Source organism: Nostoc sp. FACHB-888 (assembly GCF_014696655.1).
GTDB lineage: Bacteria > Cyanobacteriota > Cyanobacteriia > Cyanobacteriales > Nostocaceae > Nostoc.
Genome location: NZ_JACJQM010000087.1, coordinates 1 through 20,526, shown reverse-complemented (window position 1 = coordinate 20,526; position 20,526 = coordinate 1). Strand labels below are relative to the sequence as shown.

Genomic DNA, 20,526 nt, shown 5'->3' with positions numbered 1-20,526 from the left:
ATACACCCGCACGATTAAAGCGATGGGCAGCACCTTTCCTCCTCTGTTCTCTACTCGCCATTCAGCTTTCTCCCCCAAGGTAGAGAAAGCTGAAGTGATAATCTGTGAATATTTGAGCGAATGCTGCTGCCCATCTGGTGTCAGCACGGTTACGGACTCTCGAGCATCTGCATCTTGAACCAGCAGACTATAGTCCGCCACTCCTGCACATTTCCGCACAGAACTGCTTGTTTCCTTATCAACTTCGATGGTTTTGCAACGATTAGATGAAATATCTGTATAAATACTGTCAATCGAATTTGCGGAGGCAATATTGGAAAAGGCACAACTCAAAGTGCAGATACTGATAAAATTTCTCCAAAACATATTAAAACTCTCCTTTGACAGAACCGTATTGGCGCATAACGATATTATTCAGCCCTAACTAATCATCTCTCAAACTTAACCCACTAAACCTAAATGCTCGTATGCAACAGAAAATGTGTGTAAATACTTTAAAACTGTTGAGTGGCTTGTTCAACCTCATCAATTGCATCCAATATTTCTTCTAAAACATTGAACGCATCATTTAACACCACATCATTCGATGTAGAAAAGGAAGGAGGACGATTGAAGCCTGCGATAATCCTTACTGCTCCCCACAAGCCGCAATGTATATTGACATCCTTGTAAGATAGTCCGAATCTCTGATGTAGTTAACTTGATTTCCATCGTTGTTTCCCTCCCTAAAATTTATCTCGTTGGATACTGAGGCTTGCTCCGACTAAAGAAGTCCCTAAGAAGGCGGAAAAACTGACCAACATTGCACCCAAGCAGGTCTTTTTCTGATGCTGCCAATGTTGAGAACTTGTAGCAATCTCCATTCCCCAGCAGCCTGTTGCTCCTACTCCCGCAAATCCGGTAAAAAGTAGGGATACAATTGCAGTTGTTTCTATGGTGCGGTCGATGAAAATCCTGGGGTTGAATCTTCTCCTAATACGGCGGCGAAGAATCATTTTACTCTTGTGGTCTAATTGAGATTGGTAAACAACTTGTTTGTGATTAGTCATTTGGAATCCTCCAATTCAATAAAAAACCCTGCACCAGTATTGCTAATCTTTACCTTTTTTTTATTGACCAAGGTTTGAATAACTGACAGACTGAAGTTAATATGACACAATCGAGCGCTACCCCCGCAACGACGAAGGTATTGTATGCATAGTGAGGAATTGTCAGCAGGGGTGGGATGAGTGGATTTTTTCGGCATGATGTTTTCCTATTGGTGTTATGAGAATATGTAATTCCTTCAATTCAATTCAGGTAATTGTGCAAGCGCTCCTTCCATCCAGTCGCTAATTGCTGTTGTTTCATCTACTCCTCGTGCTACAGCATCAACTATATGTTTCTGATAAGAGCTAGCAGCATGGTTCGGATGCCCAAATTTATTCCCTGCCCAAGCCAAACACATAGTCTTTACTAATTCATCAATCTGAAGAGAATCAAGCTCATTAGGACTCGTAACATTTCGAGAATGCAGCCAAACTTTTACCAAATCCAACGGATAATTTAAAAGTGTGCGAACTTCTTTGACTCGCAAATCTTTTGGGTTAATTGATGGCGGAGTTACAGCTTGTTTTGTTGGCTGAATCCTGTACTGTTGATTCTCTTTGCGAGGTCTAATATTATTGTGCGATTGTTCAGTCTTTTTAGGAGTAGCACTGCTTTCAGCATCATCATCTTCATCTGCTGTGACTGATAAAATTGCACAGACAGCATAACGACGTGCGTAGGTTAAGGCTGCACCCAATTTCTGAGAATCACTAATTTCAGGTAAGGGATAGGTGCTGGTGATACTCTCTCCGGATTCATGAAAAATATGAGTTCGTAGCACGGTTTTACCTTCAAAGATTTCGGTGGTTTGAATTATTACTAATCCATGTTTACTGAGTCCGGGAGTGACAGCATCTAAGACAGCATCTAGTGTTGCATATTTGCGTTTGTAGTGAGGATTAGTGCCGTCTTTTTGAATGGGGTTAAACTCTGACTTTGCCTTTATTAAAGCTTTGATTAGTTCTTGCATTGTCCTGCTTCTCTTTTACCAATCACTTTCATTGACATCACCAGACACTTTTTTGCTAGATTTGGCCTTAGTAATTTGAAACTCTGAGGCTTTTAGCACAGGCATTGCCGCTTGTTTTACTGAAGCTTTGGCTTGTTGATAGAGGAATTGGGTTATTCCATCCGCGTCTTCCCCATCTTCCACTTGCGCCCATAGAGAGCAACCTAAATCGAGTGATTCAAAATTGCCAAGATTGAATTTTCTAGAGTAGTTAACAGATACAGTGGTAAATTTCATAAAATGTCGGGTTTGGTATATATTAGTTGTCAACTTTCTTCGCTAGTATCAACCATCTCAATGCTGAGTCTTTTACATAAATCGCTAGCTTTTACACCAACAATTAGTGGTTCAATCTCAGCAGATAATTCCTCTATAATTGAGTGAAAACCAGGGTCTTTATCATTGATTTCCACCTCAATCAAACCTGCTTTGTTTGATATAAGGGTTGCCCAACTTGGCAAAGCTTGAGGAATACTGGTTGCATAGAATTTCATAATTCTGTTTCCTGATTAAACTTGACTTCAACGATTTCTTCTACACAACCCATTGCCTCACCCAAGTAATGCAATGTATCGCCCAAATGAGTTGCTGCCTCTGGGTCAATTCTTTTATCAGCAATCAACAAGAGCCAATTTTCGTTTTGGGCAATCGTCTGAATCTTCAGGTAGCACGAGTTGAACTGGTTTAGTATTTCTATCGGTTCCATTGATTTATCCGATGAGTTGTGTTGTTCTATTTGGATAAAATTTAAGTTTGTTCCTTCCTACATAGGTGTGCCTTCTTCCCCACCTGTTTCTTACGCTGCAACTAAATCTTTCGCTTGTGGAACGTACCTTTTCAGCCGTTCCCATTCGTCATTTGTCAGCGCATCAAATTCTTTATCAAGTAACTCTTCTTCTGTAGGTGGTTGTTCTATAGCCGTTCTTGATACCCTTGCCACCTTCATGAAGTCGTCTAGTCCGACTGCTGCATCAACCGACTCGGCGTATCGAAGAGAATCCACACCGTTAGACCAGTGGGTGATATGCTGAAATATCACCCCAATCATTGAATCAGCTTTGTACACTCGATAATTCCTGGGGCAAGCTCCGCCAACGTAAACCAGTATGTAGACAGAGATTTCCATGACTTCTGCGTTGGGGTCAGATGGAGGTAACAGTATCTTGTCAAGAAACTCTTCCAACTGAGTCTGTTGAAGAGAAAGTGGGCTAATCATATTTCGTGTGCCATGATTTGAATTGTCATAAATCCTGTTGTAAGGCGATTGCATTTCTCTTGGAGAAGTAACCGCCCTTTCTCACTTGTCAGACTAAAAATTTCTTAAACCTCTGCATTTGTATTTGTTGCGGGTAGGAGAATTTTTCGTTGATAGTCACCTACTTGAAGTGCAGTGTTACTTGCTGTACTTTGTGTCATGATTATATTTATTCGAGATTAACCTCGTTGGCGATTGCAATTCTTTTGGTGTGCAATCGCCTTTCTCACTTCAGCAACTAAGCCGCGACTGCCGTTCGGACTCCCAACGACGCAATCACATCTTTTGCACTGCCAGCAACCCGATTCACCCCGTACTGTCTTGGTCTTGCGTACCACTCTTCTTTATTGCACCCGACGAAGCCGACAAAACGCCCGTCTTGGTAGAGTTTGGTGCTAAAAGATAACCAGTTAATCTCACCGTGGTACAGACCAAAAACAGTGCAAGCTTCCTCCAATTCATTGCTCAATCGTTCGTTCCGTTCCCGTGGTGTTTCTGGTAGAGTCGCTTTTACCTGCGCCACTCTCGTAGCGAACCAGTCTCTATCGAAGGGAAGCCGTCCGCCACCGACTAACTGCACCCATACTGTGATTCCGCCTTCAATCCAGATAGTACGCACTGATTCGGGTTGGACTTCGATAATCTCGCCAATGATGCGACGGTCACGAGCATTCAGGGGGTCTTGGGTTGGGGCTACAGCTTCGGCTTGGGTTTCGATGTGGGTGTATAGTTCCGCTTGGGCTGTGGCTTGTTCGTCACGAGAAGAAGTGGGAATTGCTTGCTGTGTATGTATTGCATAGTTCATAATGGAAATCTCCGTGATAGGGGAAAAGGCGATCGCTTTGTTTACCAGACGAGGGCGATCGCCTTTGTTATGTGTGCAAACAACGTTGTGGTTTAGCACAACGCTCTCAAAAAGATTTGGCGTAGCCATTCTACAGCTAGTTGCTAAGAGCATTCTCAAGACAGCAGACGGACAGCATCAGGGGACGTATACAGCTTTAACAACGTCAAAAGCTAATCGTCTAACGTCTTTTGTTAATTATTTATTCAGTGCAATTCCATTTCCCGGCTGTGTACCCCTCGCCTTCTCTGGTGATGCCAGTGCCTCGGTTGCTCCTCAAGCGGTCACTCTGGATTGCTGTCAAAGTTCAGATATGGAAACTCTTTTAACTCTTGGGGGTACGCAGTTCACTTTTGCTTTCCCCTTATGATTAATAATATAAAATCTGAAACTAGATTTGTCAAGGTTAAAACTGGATTTATAAAGCTTATTTCTTGATTTATCCAGTTTAAAGCGTGAATATTTGTGGTAAGGTAAGGATAGAAGTAAGCTTAAGGTGTAGAATTATGAATCAAGCCTTGATTAAGTGGAAGTTAAAAGAAGTAATGGCAAGGCATAACATTAAAGCCCGTGACCTTGCCGCAGAAATGGGGGTTAGTGCTAACTCCGTATCGAATTTACGAAACGCTAGAACTATGCCACGGTTGGATGGTGAGATTTTAAACAATCTTTGTGAATGTTTAAATAGACTGGCACAAGACTTGGAGAGAGAGATTACCCCCTCTGACTTAATTAGCTATGCCAGAGGGCCAAACCCAGTTGTTGACGAGAATTATGAAATCAAAGGAGCCAAAGCACCAACCCAGCAAAAAAAATCTCGTATAACAGCTTCTAAAACTGAAATAGAAAATACTTCGTTATCAACTGCTGCCTAGTAAAAGCGACCGCCGCCGACCAAAGCTATGCGATCGCCTGCTCAATCCGTTAACGACAAAGTGAGCTAACTATAATGCTGACACATTTTTGGAAAAACCCCCAAAATCAGCTGCAAGCTTCACTTTGGTTAAACTGCAACACCTCAATTTTCAAGCATTTACCATAGTGGGCAAGAAAAATGCTGACACTAGAACCCGAACAAACAACGACGCTGGACTACAGTGTTGTCAACGCCAGCATTCAGGAAACCTTCACTGCCATCGACAGATTCGAGTGGCAAGCAATAGATGAACTGCGGCTGATGCGAGACAAAGGCTATTACCAAGATGGTGGACACAAGAGCTTTGAAGCTTATTGCGAAAGCGAGTTGACCAAACACGGAGGATATCGCCGGGTCAGAGATTTGCTGTCTGCAAAGAAAGTAGTTGATACCCTGCCAGAGGAACTCAGGGAAAAGATTACTAAACCCTCTCAAACTCGCCCCTTACTCCGGCTGATTAAAACCCCTGACAAGTTAGAGCAAGCTGTTGCAATCGCAGTCCAAGAAAAACCCTTCCCCACTGCCGCAGACTTCGCCAAAGCAGTACAGAAGGTCGTTCCAAAAAATACGTCACCCACTAGAACCAGTAGCACAAAACAAGAAAAAGTCAAAACGCAATTGTGTAATTCTGTCACTGTTTCTTCCCTTTCACATCCCAGATATGGCGAATCGGGAGTGATTGAGGCTTCGGCTCCGAATAACTATCAGCAGATTGTCACCTTCAGCGACTGTGAGAGGCTGCTAGTAAACAATGCTGATTTGACTGGTTTAAATGACGCAATTGTGTCCGAATCGAGTGGGCGGACTTACCCAAAAGAATATTCTGAAGCGATCGCAGCACTCGAAGAACAGCATAAACAGGAACTAGAGAGACTTTCTCAGGAATTGAGAATTGGTTTGCAAGCAGAAGCAGGGGCTAAAGCCGAAGCCCAAGTAAAAGAACAAATCCAATCTCTGCAAAACCTGTACAGGCAGCAGAAAGAGCAAAACATCCAGTTACAGCAACGGTTGGATGAGATGGAAGGGTTAAGAAAACTGGAAATTGAAAATCAACAACTCCAACAACGTATCCAAGAATTAGAAAACGCTGTTGAACAACGCCCTTCTCAAGAATGGGGAAATACCATGACCCAGCAAGCTACCAAAGCGTTGAACAAGCAGGTGAAACAGGCGTTAGAGAAAACTATTGATCTGCGATCGCTAGCTCAGGAACCACCCAAAGAGAATGCCCAAGAATGTCTGCGGCTGATGGGTATGGCGTTGAAAAACCTAAGCGAAGCGATGAACAACACCCAAGCGCTTGAAGCTGCGGCGATAATCTTGGGAAGCGAACCTACACCAACTGCGATCGCATATCGAGCCGAGCAATTGGAAATGTTGCCCCAAGCGGTTAGTGATATTCGGCAGGTACTTGCAAAGCCTGGGTGTACGTGGCAGGACTATCGGGCAGTGGCGCAAGAGTATGAGGTGATTAAATCAGATTATTTGGCGGAATTGACCACCCAGGAGACTGATTTAATTACCGCACTCCAGAACGCATCCTCTCAACCAGACACTATTGGCATCGGCTCTATCGTTGCCCACGCTGATCCATACCGCACTTTGTATGTGGAAAGGGGTGAGGTAGTAGAAGAATTAGGAGATGAGGTGATAGTGGCTTGGGATCACTGGAAGGAGCAATCAAAAAAGACTGATAGGTATTTCCGAGACGAATTGCGATTCTGGCAGCCTCAATAGGTTTTCAGTGTATCGGTGATTCTTTAGACAAATAAATATAAGTACCAAGCCCCGCAATCACAGTGGGGGAAATTTCCGTGCGTCAATATAAACAGGAGATTGTAAAATGACTGCAACTATTACCAGACCCAAGCCCAAAAAGGCTGCTGCCACTAAACCACAGTCACCATATAAAAGGCTTCACGTAATCATCCCCATAGAAGATATGTTGTGGGCTTCCCACCAAAAGCCCTCAGTTACGCAATTGTGGCAAGAATGCTGGACGGCTGACCCTTATGGTTCCCGGTGGATGCCTTTGACCTCTGCTTTAGGGTACAGTACTTTTATCTGTGCAAAGAAAATTCTCTCCGATAGTGGACTATTCATTTTCAAGCCCGACAAGTCGATTCAGGACGGACGGGAAACAGTGAAGTGGATGGTGCAGAATTTGCATGGTAGCCGGATGAAGGAATTTTGGGAGAAAGCTAATGCTGAAAAACAAGAACCAAATTCTGAAAAACGAGAATCAAATGCTGGGAATTCAGAGATAGATGCTGGCTGTGAAGAAATGCGTGCTTTAAATCAAGCATCTATTTTAGGTAAAGACCAGTCAGAGCAGGGCTTCCAGGAACCCTCACGAACTGTTCAGGAACACCTCACAATCTCTTCAAAAGAGATTGTGAGGTGTATCTCTGACACGCTTACCGAAATTTCGCACTCTTGTGAGGCGGCGATCGCTCCCTTGGGGGTCGCGTCGCCTCAGTCTGTTCAAAGCGTGGAAGAGTTGGAGGAAGAGTTACCTGCGGTAACGGACTGTACATCACTGGCGCTCGTGGAAGCTGCACCGAGTCAGTCTGCTTTGTTGTTAGCTGAAAAGCAGGATTGTGGCGTTGAGCAAAAAGACTTTCATGAAGGTACTTGTTCCGCCGCGCCCGTTGCTCAAAATGAATTTTCTTCTAAGAAAGCGATCGCTCATGAAACACAGGCGCAAGTAGAAGCAGGTAATCCCACTTCGTTGTTAGTTGAAAATTTAGTTTTAGGTGTAGAAGTCAAAGCAGTTGATGAAGATGAAAGTTCCGTGCCGCCCGTGCTAATTCCTGAAAAATGGTCGCATGAGGCGATTGTAGCAAGGTCAAATGTGCGACCGGAGCGTATGCAGAAACTCAAAGTGGCGGCGAATTCGGGGCAGAATCCGGGCTTTGGTTTTCTGAAGGAATGTTGGAATGATGATCCGGCACTTGTGATAATGATCAAGAAATTACTGGTGAAGTTTCCACAGTGGGGGATTACGATTGTTGATGGGGTGCTGGTTGAGCGGGAGGAGTAACGAGCGCTCATGTTAAGAATGAATGCTATGAAAAATAAATATTGTAAAGTTCCAATTCCGCAAGCGGAAATCATTAATATGAAACAACTTAAGCAACGCGCAGCCCTAGCTAATGCTCTGCGTTTCAATTCCGCAAGCGGAAATCATTAATATGAAACCTTTCCTAATGATATTTCTTGGGGTGTCTACCGGAGTTTCAATTCCGCAAGCGGAAATCATTAATATGAAACCTGGTTCACTGCCATTGGAAAACTCTATTGAGCGTTTCAATTCCGCAAGCGGAAATCATTAATATGAAACGCAGAGGGGGCATCCTCTACTTTTTTATTCATCGTTTCAATTCCGCAAGCGGAAATCATTAATATGAAACAGCTAAAAATTTTATTGGTTCTGGTGTACGGCACATGTTTCAATTCCGCAAGCGGAAATCATTAATATGAAACCCCGAAATATGTAACCCTTGATAATCTTGCTTTCCACAAGCATTTTTGGCATGGGAGCTAGAAAATCTCGTTTCAGCCACCAATGAAAGTGAAAATCAATTGAGGTTAACAAAGTACATTCGTTTCAGGGTATGGGCTACAGAGTTTTGGCGGGAGTAGGGGGTTTTTGCCCGTGCTTCGCCCTGCCAAAAAGTTTTGAAAATATACTAGATTTTTAATTTTCAAGGTACAGACTTTCTGAAAAACAGGATTAGTGATTTTCAAATATAAAAATTATAAGTTACAGTTTTCGCTTGTCTGTGGCAAGAGCCATGACTTTCGCTTACCGTTGGGCTACCTCTTGAGGTATCTTTATCATTAATATCATATTTTTGAATCTGTTCTTGAATCAGTTGATTTTTCACTGTTTTCTTCTAGGGAATATTGTTCCCATATCTTCTTGTACTCTTTCTTTATTTCATCAGCCAATGTTTGGGGGCTAATAATTTTAGCATTTGCCCCATATTTTAAAATGCGTTGCCGAAACCAAAACCAGTAATCTATAGTCGCTTCAATCTCACGAAATTTTCCTTCCGGGTCGCTGTAGATAACTATTTCGTCTTTACGCCGAGGCTTATAGTTAGCCAATTGCCCGCTTGTGCGATAACGTACTTTCAATGTAGGAAAGTCACAGGATACCCAAGGAGTATCAGATGCAGCACCCACACTGAGAATTCTATCAAGTCGGAAGATATGGTTTTGGTCAATGTTATGCCAATAGTCAAACCGCCAAGAACGCCAGTCGGGGATAAAAGCGAATAAGTAGAGAAGACCATCATGCAATCGCAGTTCTGAACGGTCGATATCCTTAATTTGTCCTTCTGCTCCTGGTTTGCTCTGATAGCGGATAGTATAACGGCATTGCTGCACAAAGCGTTCTTGGAGTTGACGGACGATCCCATCTAAATTGCGATCGCTATAATCAACGGGAGGACTAAAATTGACTTTAATAAATGAGGGAATGTCTGATTCCGTCAGGTTGCCAATGCGTTGAATTTGACTAGCCTGTGCCGAAAAGCCCATATCAGCCAGGAAATAGGCAGTTGTTGCAAGGGCTTCTCGTTGTTCGGTAGAGAGAACAATAGGGAAATTTGACTCAACTAGTTTGTAAGGGCTGTGAGTTCCGCTAGCAATTTCGATACCGCAGTCTCTAAGTTTGCGAATTGTGCGAGTAAGTTTTTGCTTAACATCAGCATCATCTGTAGATTTGCCACGCTGTTCGAGAAAGATAGAGAGTAAATCTGCTAATTCTTCACGTCGTCGTGGTTTTTCGGCTAGAAGTTTAAGGATTTCTAGAGCAAAGGCAAACTGGTTATAGCTTCCATCCCTTTTGGACGGCATAGCTCAGGATATTTTCTAATTCTTGACAGTAGTAGTATGACCTAAATTTTAATTGTAGTCAAAAAATGATAACAAGTTTTTCAAAACTGGTATTAGACTTAGTGTAATGGAAATACAGATAAGTCCATGAAGCTTTTTTTACAACCTCTTTACTCTCAACTCAACCCAGGAGTTGATAACTGTCCACTTGGGTGTACCTCTAAATGTATTAATGTATTGTTGCTCAAAAGGCTCCCAAGCTCCAACCACCGGATGGGTGTGTTTGTCCTTTATCCTCACACCAAGCGAAGACTTATGAAGAAATTATACATGGAGATGCAGATATTATTTGTAATCAATCTGCAACTGGTGATGGTAAATCTCTGAGTGCAAATTTACCAGGACTAATTAATCCTGACTTTCGGATTATGGGACTGTACCCCACAATTGAACTGGTAGAAGACCAAGCCGAACAACAAAATCACTACAATGAGTTGTTTGGCTTAGATGCTTCTCAACGAGTAGACCGATTGTATGGTGCGGAATTAAGCAGACGGGTTAAGCAAGCAACAAAAAGCAACAAGTTTCAAGAACTGTTACTGGCTATTCAACAAAAGCCAGTGTTACTGACCAATCCCGATATTTTTCACTACATTACCCACTATCAATATCATGACCCAGCTTATGGTAAGGATTTGTTACCGTTGGTCTTGGCAGAATGGCCTGACTTGTGGGTATTTGATGAATTTCCTATTTTTGGTAGCCATCAAGAAACTGCTGCTTTAAATAGTTTGGTTTTTATTCGTCGTAGCCAAGAAAATCAATCTCGACCCAGACGGTTTTTATTTACTTCAGCAACGCCAAAACCTGATTTTATCGAACAATTACGCAAAGCAGGTTTTAAAGTTGCTGCGGTTGAGGGAGTTTATACCAATGAAGAAAAGATTGGGTTTAGACAAATTTTGCAAGCTGTGGAATTAGAATTTGTAGAATTGCCAAAAGATTCAGATACGCAGACATGGTTAAAGGAGATGATTCCCACCATCCGAAAAATCTTCAATGCGGAGTCAAAAGCAAGGGGATTAATTATTGTTAACTCAGTGGCGAAGGCTGGCCAGATAACGCGTTTACTAAATGACTTATTACCAGAGGTTAAAGTTCGAGAAATTAGCGGACGCATCGACCGTGAGCAGAGATTACAAGTGCAAAGCGAATTGAAAGATGCCAAACAGCCAGTGTTGGTTGTGGGTACGTCTGCTGTTGATGTTGGTGTTGATTTTAAAATTCACCTACTAATTTTTGAGAGTAGTGACTCTGCAACCATGACGCAACGTTTAGGACGTTTAGGTAGACATCGCGGTTTTAATGCCTACACAGCATATATTTTGATTCCAGGTCATACTCCGTGGGTGATGTCCCGGCTGCAAAAAAAGCTTAGTCCTAATCAAACAGTGACACGGGAGAATTTAGCTGTGGCGATCACTGATGCCTTTGACCCACCTAAAGAGTTTGAAAAATACCGTCATCGTTGGGGTGCATTGCAAGCACAGGGAATGTTTTGGCGGATGACTCAGGAGAATGCAAAAGTGAGTCAATCTGTGCGCGATCACATGAGTGGAGATCTACAGCGCGTATATTCCCAAAGTATCGAATCAGCACGAGGCTACTGGTATAAAAAGCAGAAAACTGATGTAGAAAAAGCTACTCAAAAACAACTTTTAAGCTTCAGAGGCGGTTCAACGCTGCAAGCTGCTGTTTGGGATAGCAATAATTTTTACACTTATGACCTACTACGACTATTACCTTATGCACGAGTAGAAATCATTGACCGCGAAACATTTTTAAATGCAGCTAATAACTCAGGACGAGGTGAAGAAGAATTTCCCGATGATTTTATCAATGTTTATCTTCACATTCAGCAATCGGTAGACAAGCCTATTGATAATCTTAGCTTGCAATGCAATCGTCAGAGCAGTGAATTACAAGTTGGTGAACTATGTTTAATCGATAAATTAAACTTAATTGGACATCCTCAATCAGATGTGATTACTTGTTTACGGCAAAAGAAATTACTGACATTTTTAGTACCAGTCAACAAAAATAAATTAAGTAGCCATTGGGAAGTTAGCCGTACTCTTAATCTCAGCCCTTTATTTGGTTTATATCGTTTAGTTGATGCCAGCAAAGAAGCTTATGCTTGTGCATTTAATCAGGATGCTTTACTTCTCGAAGCATTAAAGTGGCACTTAAAAAAATTTACAGATACACGCTTTGAATCCTCAATCTTCTAAACCAACCTCAGCGTACTTTACGTTTCAAAATAAATTCTTTTTATTCTATTATGTCAAGCCTTCTCCAAACCCTACTCCTCGAAACCATACCAGAAGATACAGACCCTATTTTGCTGCTGTATATCGAAAAGCTGTTACCCTCTCTAGAACAAGAATTTGCTCCGATTTCAGCCTTGGGCGGTTCTTATGAAGCACATTACCAAGTATTATCTCAACTTGGCGATCGCTATGCTCAAGAAAAAGCACAAAGATGGTCAAACCGTGCTGACCAGAATTTATTGGTTCATGTTTTCAATGGTTTACTAACAGCTTGGAATATTAGTAAATATTTACCTCAACCATTATCAGAGATTGAAAAATATTTACTTTGCTTGGGATTAACTCTGCACGACTACAACAAATATTGTAACGGGCAAGAAGAAGAAACACCAAATAACTGGCAAGTTGAAGAGATTATTAATCTTTGCTGTGAGTTAGGAGAAAAACTTAAATTTCAATTATTTTGGTCAGAATGGCAAGATTATTTACCAGAAATTTCTTACTTAGCACAAAATACCCAAAACAAAGTCGGAACAAATATTTACCCAGCTAACTGGCCAGTTCCTAAAATTAAAGACCGCCGCCGCTTAGAAATTCCTCTGCGTCGTCTACTGGCTTTTGGGGATATTGCTGTACATTTCAGTGACCCAGCAGATATTGATACTCAAACCGGAGGACAGAGGCTGCGAGAACAACTACGGTATTTAAATATTAATAAAAAATTGGTTTATCATCGCTTGCGAGATACTATCGGTATTCTGAGTAATGGTATTCATAACGCTACAATTAACTTTGCAAAACAACTAAACTGGGAGCCAATTCTATTTTTTGCTCAAGGTGTAATTTACCTTTCTCCAGTAGATAATAATACTCCAGATATTAATGAACTTCAAGAATTTATTTGGAGCCAAATCAGTGGAGTTTTAGGAAGTAAAATGTTGGGTGGAGATATTGGCTTTAAACGGGATGGTAAGGGATTAAAAGTAGCACCCCAAACTTTAGAATTATTTTCTCCAGATGAACTCATTCCAAAACTACCACGAGTAATTGAGGTCAAGGTAGCAAATATTAAAGACCCTGCTACCCCTAAACGACTAGAAAAACTGTCTTTAACTGAAACGGAACAAGAATTTCTTAAAAAAGGTGCAGATATCCGTGCAGATAGGATTGCCGAATTTATTTTTTTAACTCAGAAAGAATTTTTTGGTGATTGTAACGAATATATCAATTGGATACTAAATAAATTAGAAGTTCAAGACAAAATATCTGCTGAACAAACCCAATTGCAATCAGGAGGAGTTAACTATGGTTGGTATCATGCAGCAGCATATTATGTTGCTAATCACGATACCTTCAAACCAGAAGATATTTTAGAACGCCTTCAAATATGGGCTGAAGATTTAGCAAAATGGGCGATTGAACATAATTTATTTCCGTCCCGCTCTAGCCCTATTCGTGATATTTTTTATGCTTATTTAACACAATATTTGGAAGTTAAAGGTTGGGAGAGCAATTATCTATTTCTTAATGTGGAATTTACAGCTTATGTTGATACTAAAAGTAAAGCAGCTAAACAGCCTATTTGTTCTTTAAGTTCTGGTGAATTTGCATCCGAAGATCAAATGGATTCAGTGGTTTTATTTAAGCCGCAGCAATATAGTAATAAGAATGCTCTTGGTGGGAGACAAATTAAACGTGGTATTTCCAAAATATGGGCTTTGGAAATGCTATTGCGGCAAGCTTTTTGGTCAGTACCACCCGGAAAGCTAGAAGAACAACAGCCAGTATTTTTATATATTTTTCCTGCGTATGTCTATTCTCCACAAACGGCTGCTGCAATTAAATTGTTAGTCAATTCTATGAAGCTGATAAATTTGTGGGATGTCCGTAAGCAATGGCTAGAAAAAAAGATGAGTCTTAGTGCTTTGCAATCAGTTTCTTGGTTAACTGATGAAGCGCAATTAGGGCGATTTAAAAAAGATAAATACAATAAAGAAGACTTGCCTTTTATGGCAATGAGTTACACCACAACAAGAGGTAAAACCCTGACTGATGCGTGGGTACAACCAGCTTTTCTGGCATTGACACTTCCTATATTGTTGGGAGTCAAAGTAGTAGCTACCTGTAGTTCAGTTCCCCTATATAACGGTGATACTGATTTTAAAGAGTCTGTAATTCTTGATGCACCTGCATCATTTTGGAACTTACTTGGCTTATCTAATTCATTGCGAATTCAAGATTTTGAAAATGCAATGCAGCGGCTTTTAATTGCCTACAGCCTACATTTAGATACTCGTAGCTCTCCACCAGATGCCAAATGGCGAGATTTGATTAAAACAGTCCGAGAAGTGACAACAAATGTCCTCAATATTTTTGCTTTAGCTGAAGAAGGATTGCGACGTGATAAACGTATACCCAGCCAAGAAGAAGTTAAACGTTATTGGCTATATGCCCAATTATGGGTAGATGATAAAAATGAAATTAACGAGGGAGGAAAGTATTTAATGAATTTCATAGAAGAAATAGCTCAAAAATACCGCAAATTTTATCGTGTTGGAGAAGATGATTTAGGTAATGTTTATTTTAACGAATCAAGTCATTCTATTTTACGTCCAATTAGCATTGCCTTAGACGTTATGCTCAGTAGTCCTGTTAATACGGATAAAGATACTTTAATTAAGATTGGTTGTGGACAAATTAGAGATGCTTTGGAACGACTCAAGGGGAAAGAAATTTCAAGACGTATCTTACGAAATAACAAATCCCAAGAGCTATATGTAATTCAAGATTTTATGGAATTCTGTGTCGAAGAAATTTTGGGCAATGAACAAAATAAGCAAGGTTACTGTAAAGGTGATCGTGCTTTGCTACAAGAAAACCGCAATCGCATCAAATCAGGCGCAGAATTTGCCTACCGTTGGTTAGCTTTGCAGGAGAAATCTGCAAAATCATCCTAATTGTTTTATTTCCTTAGCCACATTTCAATCAAAATTATCAAGAGCAAAATCATGAGCATTCTCACAACTTTAAAACCCGAATTCCAATCTGCATTCCCCCGTTTGGCATCTGGTAAGTATGTCCATTTCATCCTATTGCGTCAGAGTCAATCATTCCCAGTTTTTCAAACTGATGGAATTCTCAATACTGCACGCACGCAAGCTGGTATAGGAACCACAGATGAAAGCAAAAAACAAATCAGCCGTTTGGTGATGTTTAAGCGTAAACAGACAACACCTGAACGGCTTGCTGGGCGCGAATTACTTCGCGGTTTGAATCTTACCAGTGCAGACGAAGCTAATAAAGATAAATACTGTGAATACAATGGCGAGAAATCATGCAAGAAATGTCCTGACTGCATCATCTACGGATTTGCTATCGGCGATAGCGGGTCAGAACGTTCTAAAGTATACTCAGACTCGGCTTTTTCTCTAAGTTCTTACGAACAGTCACACCGCAGCTTTACTTTTAACGCTCCTTTTGAAGGCGGAACAATGAGTGAAGCAGGAGAAATGCGTAGCAGTATCAATGAATTAGACCATGTTATTCCAGAAGTCACATTCCCGACAGTTGAAACTCTGCGCGACCCTACTTACGAAGGCTTTGTTTATGTTCTGGGTAATTTGCTACGTACTAAACGTTACGGCGCACAAGAATCACGCACGGGAACAATAAAAAACTATATCGCAGGGATTGTATTCTGCGATGGTGAAATCTTTAGCAACTTGTATTATACCCAAGCACTTTACGATGCTTTAAAAGGTGATGTAGATACCCCTATTAGCGATGTTTTACAGCAGGTACAAGAAGTGGCAAATAATTTACTAAATGATGAGCCTGTACGCAAAACAAAGCTGATTTTTGGTTCGGAATTAGAAGAACTGCTCAATGAAGTAGGGACACTGTATCAAAATGAAGCTCATTTAGTAGAAACTATGAATGCACTCTACGGACAAACTAAAGCTTATGCAGAGTCCTTTGGGGCGTTGAAAAAGAAAGGTAAGAGGGATTAATCGCTATTTCTGATTGTTAGGGTGGATAACTCACCTTAACCTACATTTTCAATGCAATCACAGGATTTTGCTATGGCTTTGTATCATTGCACCTTAACACTACACGATAATGTTTTTTTCGCTACACGAGAAATGGGGATTCTCTATGAGACTGAGAAATATTTACATAATTGGGCACTAAGTTTTGCACTTTTTGCAATTCAGTATATTCCCCAGCCATATAGGTTACAAGGAGAGCTAGCACAAAAACCAACATATTTAGATGCAAATGCTGAACAAAATCTTCTTCATCTAAATCAAGTGGGTATTTATGTATTTCCTGCTCAACCTATCAATTGGTCATATCAAATTAATACCTTTAAAGCTGCTCAAGTTGGCTATTACGGAAAGTCAAAACAGTTCGGGGATAAAGGTGCAGATAAAAATTACCCAATTAATTACGGTAGAGCTAAAGAATTAGCTGTCGGGAGCCAATATCGTACTTATATTATTGCTCCAGAAACTCTCAAAATACCGCGTTGGATACGTTTAGGAAAGTGGGCATCGAAAATCAGAGTAGAAACGGTAAGAATTCCAGATAAGCTCATGCAATCTAAATCTGGCGATTACACCTGTTTGCATCCTTTAAACCCTTTAGATTTGCCAATTAATACTCGGATATTACTCTATAACCGGATTGTAATGCCTCCTGTAAGTTTGGTAAGCCAAGCACAGTTACGCGGTGAGTATTTAGTAGGTAAGAAAAGCGATGAAGCTAAAAAAAATGACTGGCAGGCTTTTAAATCCATACTAACCGCAGAACAATATCAACAAGTTCCAGATGAAATTTATTTACCATCAGGATTATTTTATGGAGCAGGAAATCTCGTTGCAACTGCATAAATGTTCTACATTACATTCAATCGTTATCGAACTTGCAGCTGCGGATATGGGAAACATACCACCTACTTTATCTCGTGGATTGCACGCACTAGTACTTAAATGGTTCGCTGCTGCAAACCCATCTGTTGCCGAAACTATCCATGCTAGTCAAAATTCACCATTGGCTATTTCGGGTTTATTGGGAAACCGCCGTCAGGGTGGGGTACGTGTAGGAGATTATTTTTATTTTCGGATTTGTTTATTGGATGGAAGTTTAGTTGAGCCTTTGATGCGTGGGTTTGAACAGTCAGAAACCCAATCTTTAGTGTTGGCTGATTTTCCATTTGTACTGCGTAATATGTACGCGCTGCCGGGAACACATCAATTAGCAGGTGCGGCTGATTATGCATTACTGTCACACCCAATGCAAGTTTTGACGGATATTGAAATGCATTTTCTCTCTCCTACTAGCTTCAAGCAAAATCAAGGTGTACAGACCTTTCCATTACCCGAATTGGTATTTAACTCACTGCATCGGCGGTGGAATATTTTTGCACCAGAACAATATCATCTCCCGACTTGTGATTGGAATGCTTTAGTTACAGCTTACGACCTCAAAACCTATGCACTCAAAATGGAAGGAGGTACGGAAATTGGGGCGCAGGGTTGGGTTCGCTACAGATTTAATAGCCCTGAGACGGCTCGAATTGCAACTGTTTTGGCAAATTTTGCCTTCTTCGCTGGTGTAGGCCGTAAAACTGCTATGGGAATGGGACAGACACAACTTGCTTCGGGGATAAGTGCGCTACAAAAGCCATCCAAACCGAAAAAGCTTAAAACCCATAAGTCTTTATCGGTTCGTAGTTAAAAATTTGTATCTTCTAACAAACCATGAACGAACAATATTATCTTCCCTTAGCTTATCTAAACGCTTGGGAATATTGCCCCCGTCGTTTCTTCCTAGAATATGAACTAGGAGAAAACGCAGATAACGAACACATTATTATTGGCCGTCATCTACATCGCAATGTTGATGATGAAGGCAAGAAAGTTGAAGGTGATAAAGTAATTTATCGACACCAGTGGGTGTGGAGCGATCGCCTTTTGATTAATGGCATTATCGATGCAGTAGAAGAAAAAGATAATGAGTTAATCCCTTTGGAGTTTAAAAAGGGACGCATGGCGAATCACAAGAGCGATCATTTTCAACTGTGTGGTGCGGCTTTGTGTTTAGAAGAGCGGACGGGAGGTTTTATTCCCTATGGAGAAATTTTCTACTATGCCAACCGTCGCCGCGAAAGAGTGGATTTTACATCTACACTCCGAGAAGCTACAGAACAAGCAATCTCAGCAGCACGGGGAGCAATAGGAAGGAAGATGCCACTACCCATTGACCACCCTAAGAAGTGTCAGGATTGCAGCTTAAAAAAAATTTGTTTGCCGAAAGAAATCAAAAAATTACACTTTGAGGTTTAAAAGATGTCTGTTCTTTACGTAACTCAACCTGATGCTGTTCTGAGTAAAGTTGCTGAAGCTTTTAAAGTCGCCTTAAAACAAGAAGATGGCGGCTGGGAGAAAAAATCGGTTCCTGCTCAAACTGTCGAACAAGTTGTATTGATGGGGAACCCCCAGATTACTGGTGATGCTTTAGTCTATGCTTTAGAGTTAGGAATGCCTGTTCATTACCTTTCTTGTTTTGGTAAATATTTAGGTTCGGCGCTTCCTGGATACTCCCGTAACGGTCAGTTGCGCCTGTCCCAGTATGCTGCTTATTGCAACGAAGCCCATCGTCTGGAGATTGTTAAAACTATTGTTATTGGTAAAATCCATAATCAACATACTGTTTTGTACCGCCACGATCAAAAAGACAATCCGTTGAAGTCTCGCAAACAGCTAGTTAAAGAGCAAACAACCCTTGATGAAGTGCGTGGTGTTGAAGGGTTAGCTGCACGAGAATATTTTGCTGCTTGGTCAGCGATGCTTGAAGATGAATGGTCGTTCAACGGCAGAAATCGCCGTCCTCCTACAGATGCAGTAAATGCATTATTGGGGTTTGCTTATGGACTTCTGCAAGTCCAGGTAACAGCTGCGGTACATATAGCAGGTTTAGATCCTTACATTGGTTATCTACATGAAGCAACTAGAGGGCAACCTGCTATGGTTCTAGATTTAATGGAAGAGTTTCGCCCATTAGTTGCAGATAATTTAATCCTTTCGGTTATCACTCATAAAGAAATCAAACCCAACGATTTCACTGATAATTTGGGTGCATATCGGCTTTCCGAATCTGGACGTAAACAATTTTTACAGGCATGGGAACGAAAAATGAACGATGAGTTCAAGCATCCTTCTTTTGGCTACCGTTGCAGTTATCGTCGCGCAATCGAATTACAAGCACGTTTATTGAGCCGACATTTACAGGAGGGCGTTCCTTATAAAGCTCTAACTCTACGATGACTACTCTGTTCTACCTTATAATTTATGATTTGCCTGATAATAAAAAGGCGAATAAGCGACGAACAAAACTCCATAAAATGCTCTCTGGCTATGGAACTTGGACGCAGTACAGTGTGTTCGAATGTTTTTTAAATGCTGTGCAGTTTGCTAAATTGAAGGTGCAAGTTGAAAGCTTGATTAAACCCACTGAAGACTCAGTGCGTATTTATGTTTTGGATGCTGGAGCAGTACGTAAAACTATTACTTACGGCTCTGAGCAACCTCGACAGGAGGAGACGATCATATTATGATGCTAGTAAGATTTTTGGCAGGGCAAAGCACGGGCGAAAACCCCCCACCTCCCGCCAAATCGCCCGAACCTTGACAATTCAATAGTTTCAACACTTTAAGTACCAATATAGAGCCTCGTCATAAATGCCGGAAACGGACTTTTAAAGTAGCCCTGCCAAAAACAGTGTTGGGAATGCGTCTGTAATTAGCTTCTGGCTGGCGGACTTTCAAATAAATGAAACCCGTTCGCGGGATTGAAACCGATATTCTCGATTCTCGATGGATTAGCAACCAGGGCTTTCAAATAAATGAAACCCGTTCGCGGGATTGAAACTATTGGCAAGGCAATTTGGGACATAGACAAAAATCACTTTCAAATAAATGAAACCCGTTCGCGGGATTGAAACTTAAGCATTGGTTATCAATGAACAACCCGCACTCTGACTTTCAAATAAATGAAACCCGTTCGCGGGATTGAAACAATCCATAAACGCGGCTGGCACTTGTAAGAGTATCACTTTCAAATAAATGAAACCCGTTCGCGGGATTGAAACGTTTGAAGTAACTTGTCGCCATACACAAAGTTTGCAAGCTTTCAAATAAATGAAACCCGTTCGCGGGATTGAAACGTCAATGTAGT

General features: G+C 41.2%; 22 protein-coding genes and 2 CRISPR repeat arrays. Of the genes, 12 read left to right on the top strand and 10 right to left on the bottom strand.

Translation table 11 applies throughout. The features are described from left to right. From H6G26_RS29830 to H6G26_RS29790, 9 genes are all read right to left on the bottom strand, one after another. Window positions 1-366: hypothetical protein (locus H6G26_RS29830; protein WP_190733970.1), on the bottom strand; the 366-nt coding region annotated here is incomplete at its 3' end. 128 nt (window positions 367-494) lie between these two features. Continuing rightward, window positions 495-644, bottom strand: coding sequence for a hypothetical protein (locus H6G26_RS29825; protein WP_242053959.1), 150 nt, complete (start codon window positions 642-644; stop codon window positions 495-497). An 81-nt stretch (window positions 645-725) separates the two neighbouring features. After that, window positions 726-1,049: a hypothetical protein gene (locus H6G26_RS29820; protein WP_190733968.1), complete on the bottom strand. Its 324-nt coding sequence runs from the start codon at window positions 1,047-1,049 to the stop codon at window positions 726-728. A 236-nt stretch (window positions 1,050-1,285) separates the two neighbouring features. Continuing rightward, a complete protein-coding gene (locus H6G26_RS29815) occupies window positions 1,286-2,059 on the bottom strand; it encodes an ERF family protein (RefSeq protein WP_190733966.1) in 774 nt (257 codons plus the stop codon). Window positions 2,060-2,074: 15 nt separating this feature from the next. Beyond that, complete coding sequence (locus H6G26_RS29810) at window positions 2,075-2,335, bottom strand: hypothetical protein (RefSeq protein WP_190733964.1); 261 nt, start codon at window positions 2,333-2,335, stop codon at window positions 2,075-2,077. A 29-nt stretch (window positions 2,336-2,364) separates the two neighbouring features. Continuing rightward, window positions 2,365-2,592: a hypothetical protein gene (locus H6G26_RS29805; protein WP_190733962.1), complete on the bottom strand. Its 228-nt coding sequence runs from the start codon at window positions 2,590-2,592 to the stop codon at window positions 2,365-2,367. Then, window positions 2,589-2,804 carry a hypothetical protein gene (locus H6G26_RS29800; protein WP_190733960.1) on the bottom strand — a complete coding sequence of 72 codons (216 nt, stop codon included), beginning with the start codon at window positions 2,802-2,804 and terminating at the stop codon, window positions 2,589-2,591. Before H6G26_RS29800 ends, H6G26_RS29805 begins: the two co-directional genes overlap by 4 nt. A gap of 90 nt (window positions 2,805-2,894) precedes the next feature. Continuing rightward, window positions 2,895-3,314: a hypothetical protein gene (locus H6G26_RS29795; RefSeq protein ID WP_190733959.1), complete on the bottom strand. Its 420-nt coding sequence runs from the start codon at window positions 3,312-3,314 to the stop codon at window positions 2,895-2,897. 277 nt (window positions 3,315-3,591) lie between these two features. Beyond that, window positions 3,592-4,158, bottom strand: a complete 567-nt coding sequence (locus tag H6G26_RS29790; protein WP_190733957.1) for a hypothetical protein — start codon at window positions 4,156-4,158, stop codon at window positions 3,592-3,594. Window positions 4,159-4,171: 13 nt separating this feature from the next. Here H6G26_RS29790 and H6G26_RS29785 point away from each other — a divergent pair, with 13 nt between their 5' ends. The 4 genes from H6G26_RS29785 (at window position 4,172) to H6G26_RS29770 (ending at window position 8,156) form a co-directional block, all read left to right on the top strand. Continuing rightward, entirely contained in the window at window positions 4,172-4,567 is a 396-nt protein-coding gene (locus H6G26_RS29785; RefSeq protein ID WP_206757567.1) for a hypothetical protein, read from the top strand. 136 nt (window positions 4,568-4,703) lie between these two features. Next, window positions 4,704-5,072 (top strand): helix-turn-helix transcriptional regulator, encoded by a 369-nt coding sequence (locus H6G26_RS29780; protein WP_190733953.1) that lies wholly within the window; start codon window positions 4,704-4,706, stop codon window positions 5,070-5,072. 179 nt (window positions 5,073-5,251) lie between these two features. After that, a complete protein-coding gene (locus tag H6G26_RS29775; RefSeq protein WP_190733950.1) occupies window positions 5,252-6,850 on the top strand; it encodes a hypothetical protein in 1,599 nt (532 codons plus the stop codon). 106 nt (window positions 6,851-6,956) lie between these two features. After that, a complete protein-coding gene (locus tag H6G26_RS29770; RefSeq protein WP_190733948.1) occupies window positions 6,957-8,156 on the top strand; it encodes a hypothetical protein in 1,200 nt (399 codons plus the stop codon). 48 nt (window positions 8,157-8,204) lie between these two features. Further along, window positions 8,205-8,599: direct repeats of the CRISPR family, unit length 37 nt; unit sequence GTTTCAATTCCGCAAGCGGAAATCATTAATATGAAAC. Window positions 8,600-8,962: 363 nt separating this feature from the next. On the opposite strand, the gene H6G26_RS29765 is transcribed toward H6G26_RS29770, so the two are convergent. Continuing rightward, complete coding sequence (locus H6G26_RS29765; RefSeq protein WP_190733946.1) at window positions 8,963-9,979, bottom strand: WYL domain-containing protein; 1,017 nt, start codon at window positions 9,977-9,979, stop codon at window positions 8,963-8,965. A 215-nt stretch (window positions 9,980-10,194) separates the two neighbouring features. On the opposite strand from H6G26_RS29765, the gene cas3 reads away from it, so the two are divergent. The 8 genes from cas3 to cas2 all read left to right on the top strand — a co-directional run bounded on the left by cas3 (window position 10,195) and on the right by cas2 (window position 19,906). Beyond that, complete coding sequence (cas3, locus tag H6G26_RS29760; RefSeq protein ID WP_347242522.1) at window positions 10,195-12,249, top strand: type I-D CRISPR-associated helicase Cas3'; 2,055 nt, start codon at window positions 10,195-10,197, stop codon at window positions 12,247-12,249. A gap of 50 nt (window positions 12,250-12,299) precedes the next feature. After that, window positions 12,300-15,245: a type I-D CRISPR-associated protein Cas10d/Csc3 gene (cas10d, locus tag H6G26_RS29755; protein WP_190733944.1), complete on the top strand. Its 2,946-nt coding sequence runs from the start codon at window positions 12,300-12,302 to the stop codon at window positions 15,243-15,245. A gap of 51 nt (window positions 15,246-15,296) precedes the next feature. Next, window positions 15,297-16,298 (top strand): type I-D CRISPR-associated protein Cas7/Csc2, encoded by a 1,002-nt coding sequence (gene cas7d, locus H6G26_RS29750; RefSeq protein ID WP_190733942.1) that lies wholly within the window; start codon window positions 15,297-15,299, stop codon window positions 16,296-16,298. Between the two features lie 72 nt (window positions 16,299-16,370). Then, on the top strand, window positions 16,371-17,180 hold the full coding sequence (gene cas5d, locus H6G26_RS29745) for a type I-D CRISPR-associated protein Cas5/Csc1 (RefSeq protein ID WP_190733940.1): 810 nt from the start codon (window positions 16,371-16,373) through the stop codon (window positions 17,178-17,180). Further along, complete coding sequence (gene cas6 / locus H6G26_RS29740; protein ID WP_190733938.1) at window positions 17,149-18,027, top strand: CRISPR system precrRNA processing endoribonuclease RAMP protein Cas6; 879 nt, start codon at window positions 17,149-17,151, stop codon at window positions 18,025-18,027. Before cas5d ends, cas6 begins: the two co-directional genes overlap by 32 nt. Window positions 18,028-18,050: 23 nt before the next feature. Next, a complete protein-coding gene (gene cas4 / locus H6G26_RS29735) occupies window positions 18,051-18,635 on the top strand; it encodes a CRISPR-associated protein Cas4 (RefSeq protein WP_190733936.1) in 585 nt (194 codons plus the stop codon). A 3-nt stretch (window positions 18,636-18,638) separates the two neighbouring features. Further along, window positions 18,639-19,616, top strand: coding sequence for a type I-D CRISPR-associated endonuclease Cas1d (gene cas1d, locus H6G26_RS29730; protein ID WP_190733934.1), 978 nt, complete (start codon window positions 18,639-18,641; stop codon window positions 19,614-19,616). Beyond that, window positions 19,613-19,906, top strand: a complete 294-nt coding sequence (gene cas2 / locus H6G26_RS29725; RefSeq protein WP_190733932.1) for a CRISPR-associated endonuclease Cas2 — start codon at window positions 19,613-19,615, stop codon at window positions 19,904-19,906. The genes cas1d and cas2 overlap by 4 nt, the downstream gene beginning before the upstream one ends. A 204-nt stretch (window positions 19,907-20,110) precedes the next feature. After that, a CRISPR array of direct repeats spans window positions 20,111-20,515; the repeat unit is 37 nt; unit sequence CTTTCAAATAAATGAAACCCGTTCGCGGGATTGAAAC. Window positions 20,516-20,526 lie beyond the last annotated feature (11 nt).

Bases quoted from the DNA above. Each gene is read 5' to 3' on its own strand.
- H6G26_RS29765 (WP_190733946.1), bottom strand. From the start codon at position 9,979: ATGCCGTCCAAAAGGGATGGAAGCTATAACCAGTTTGCCTTTGCTCTA.
- H6G26_RS29790 (WP_190733957.1), bottom strand. From the start codon at position 4,158: ATGAACTATGCAATACATACACAGCAAGCAATTCCCACTTCTTCTCGT.
- cas1d (WP_190733934.1), top strand. From the start codon at position 18,639: ATGTCTGTTCTTTACGTAACTCAACCTGATGCTGTTCTGAGTAAAGTT.
- cas6 (WP_190733938.1), top strand. From the start codon at position 17,149: ATGGAGCAGGAAATCTCGTTGCAACTGCATAAATGTTCTACATTACAT.
- cas7d (WP_190733942.1), top strand. From the start codon at position 15,297: ATGAGCATTCTCACAACTTTAAAACCCGAATTCCAATCTGCATTCCCC.
- H6G26_RS29780 (WP_190733953.1), top strand. From the start codon at position 4,704: ATGAATCAAGCCTTGATTAAGTGGAAGTTAAAAGAAGTAATGGCAAGG.
- cas10d (WP_190733944.1), top strand. From the start codon at position 12,300: ATGTCAAGCCTTCTCCAAACCCTACTCCTCGAAACCATACCAGAAGAT.
- cas2 (WP_190733932.1), top strand. From the start codon at position 19,613: ATGACTACTCTGTTCTACCTTATAATTTATGATTTGCCTGATAATAAA.
- H6G26_RS29795 (WP_190733959.1), bottom strand. From the start codon at position 3,314: ATGATTAGCCCACTTTCTCTTCAACAGACTCAGTTGGAAGAGTTTCTT.
- H6G26_RS29815 (WP_190733966.1), bottom strand. From the start codon at position 2,059: ATGCAAGAACTAATCAAAGCTTTAATAAAGGCAAAGTCAGAGTTTAAC.
- cas4 (WP_190733936.1), top strand. From the start codon at position 18,051: ATGAACGAACAATATTATCTTCCCTTAGCTTATCTAAACGCTTGGGAA.
- cas5d (WP_190733940.1), top strand. From the start codon at position 16,371: ATGGCTTTGTATCATTGCACCTTAACACTACACGATAATGTTTTTTTC.
- H6G26_RS29805 (WP_190733962.1), bottom strand. From the start codon at position 2,592: ATGAAATTCTATGCAACCAGTATTCCTCAAGCTTTGCCAAGTTGGGCA.
- H6G26_RS29820 (WP_190733968.1), bottom strand. From the start codon at position 1,049: ATGACTAATCACAAACAAGTTGTTTACCAATCTCAATTAGACCACAAG.
- H6G26_RS29800 (WP_190733960.1), bottom strand. From the start codon at position 2,804: ATGGAACCGATAGAAATACTAAACCAGTTCAACTCGTGCTACCTGAAG.
- H6G26_RS29770 (WP_190733948.1), top strand. From the start codon at position 6,957: ATGACTGCAACTATTACCAGACCCAAGCCCAAAAAGGCTGCTGCCACT.
- H6G26_RS29775 (WP_190733950.1), top strand. From the start codon at position 5,252: ATGCTGACACTAGAACCCGAACAAACAACGACGCTGGACTACAGTGTT.
- H6G26_RS29810 (WP_190733964.1), bottom strand. From the start codon at position 2,335: ATGAAATTTACCACTGTATCTGTTAACTACTCTAGAAAATTCAATCTT.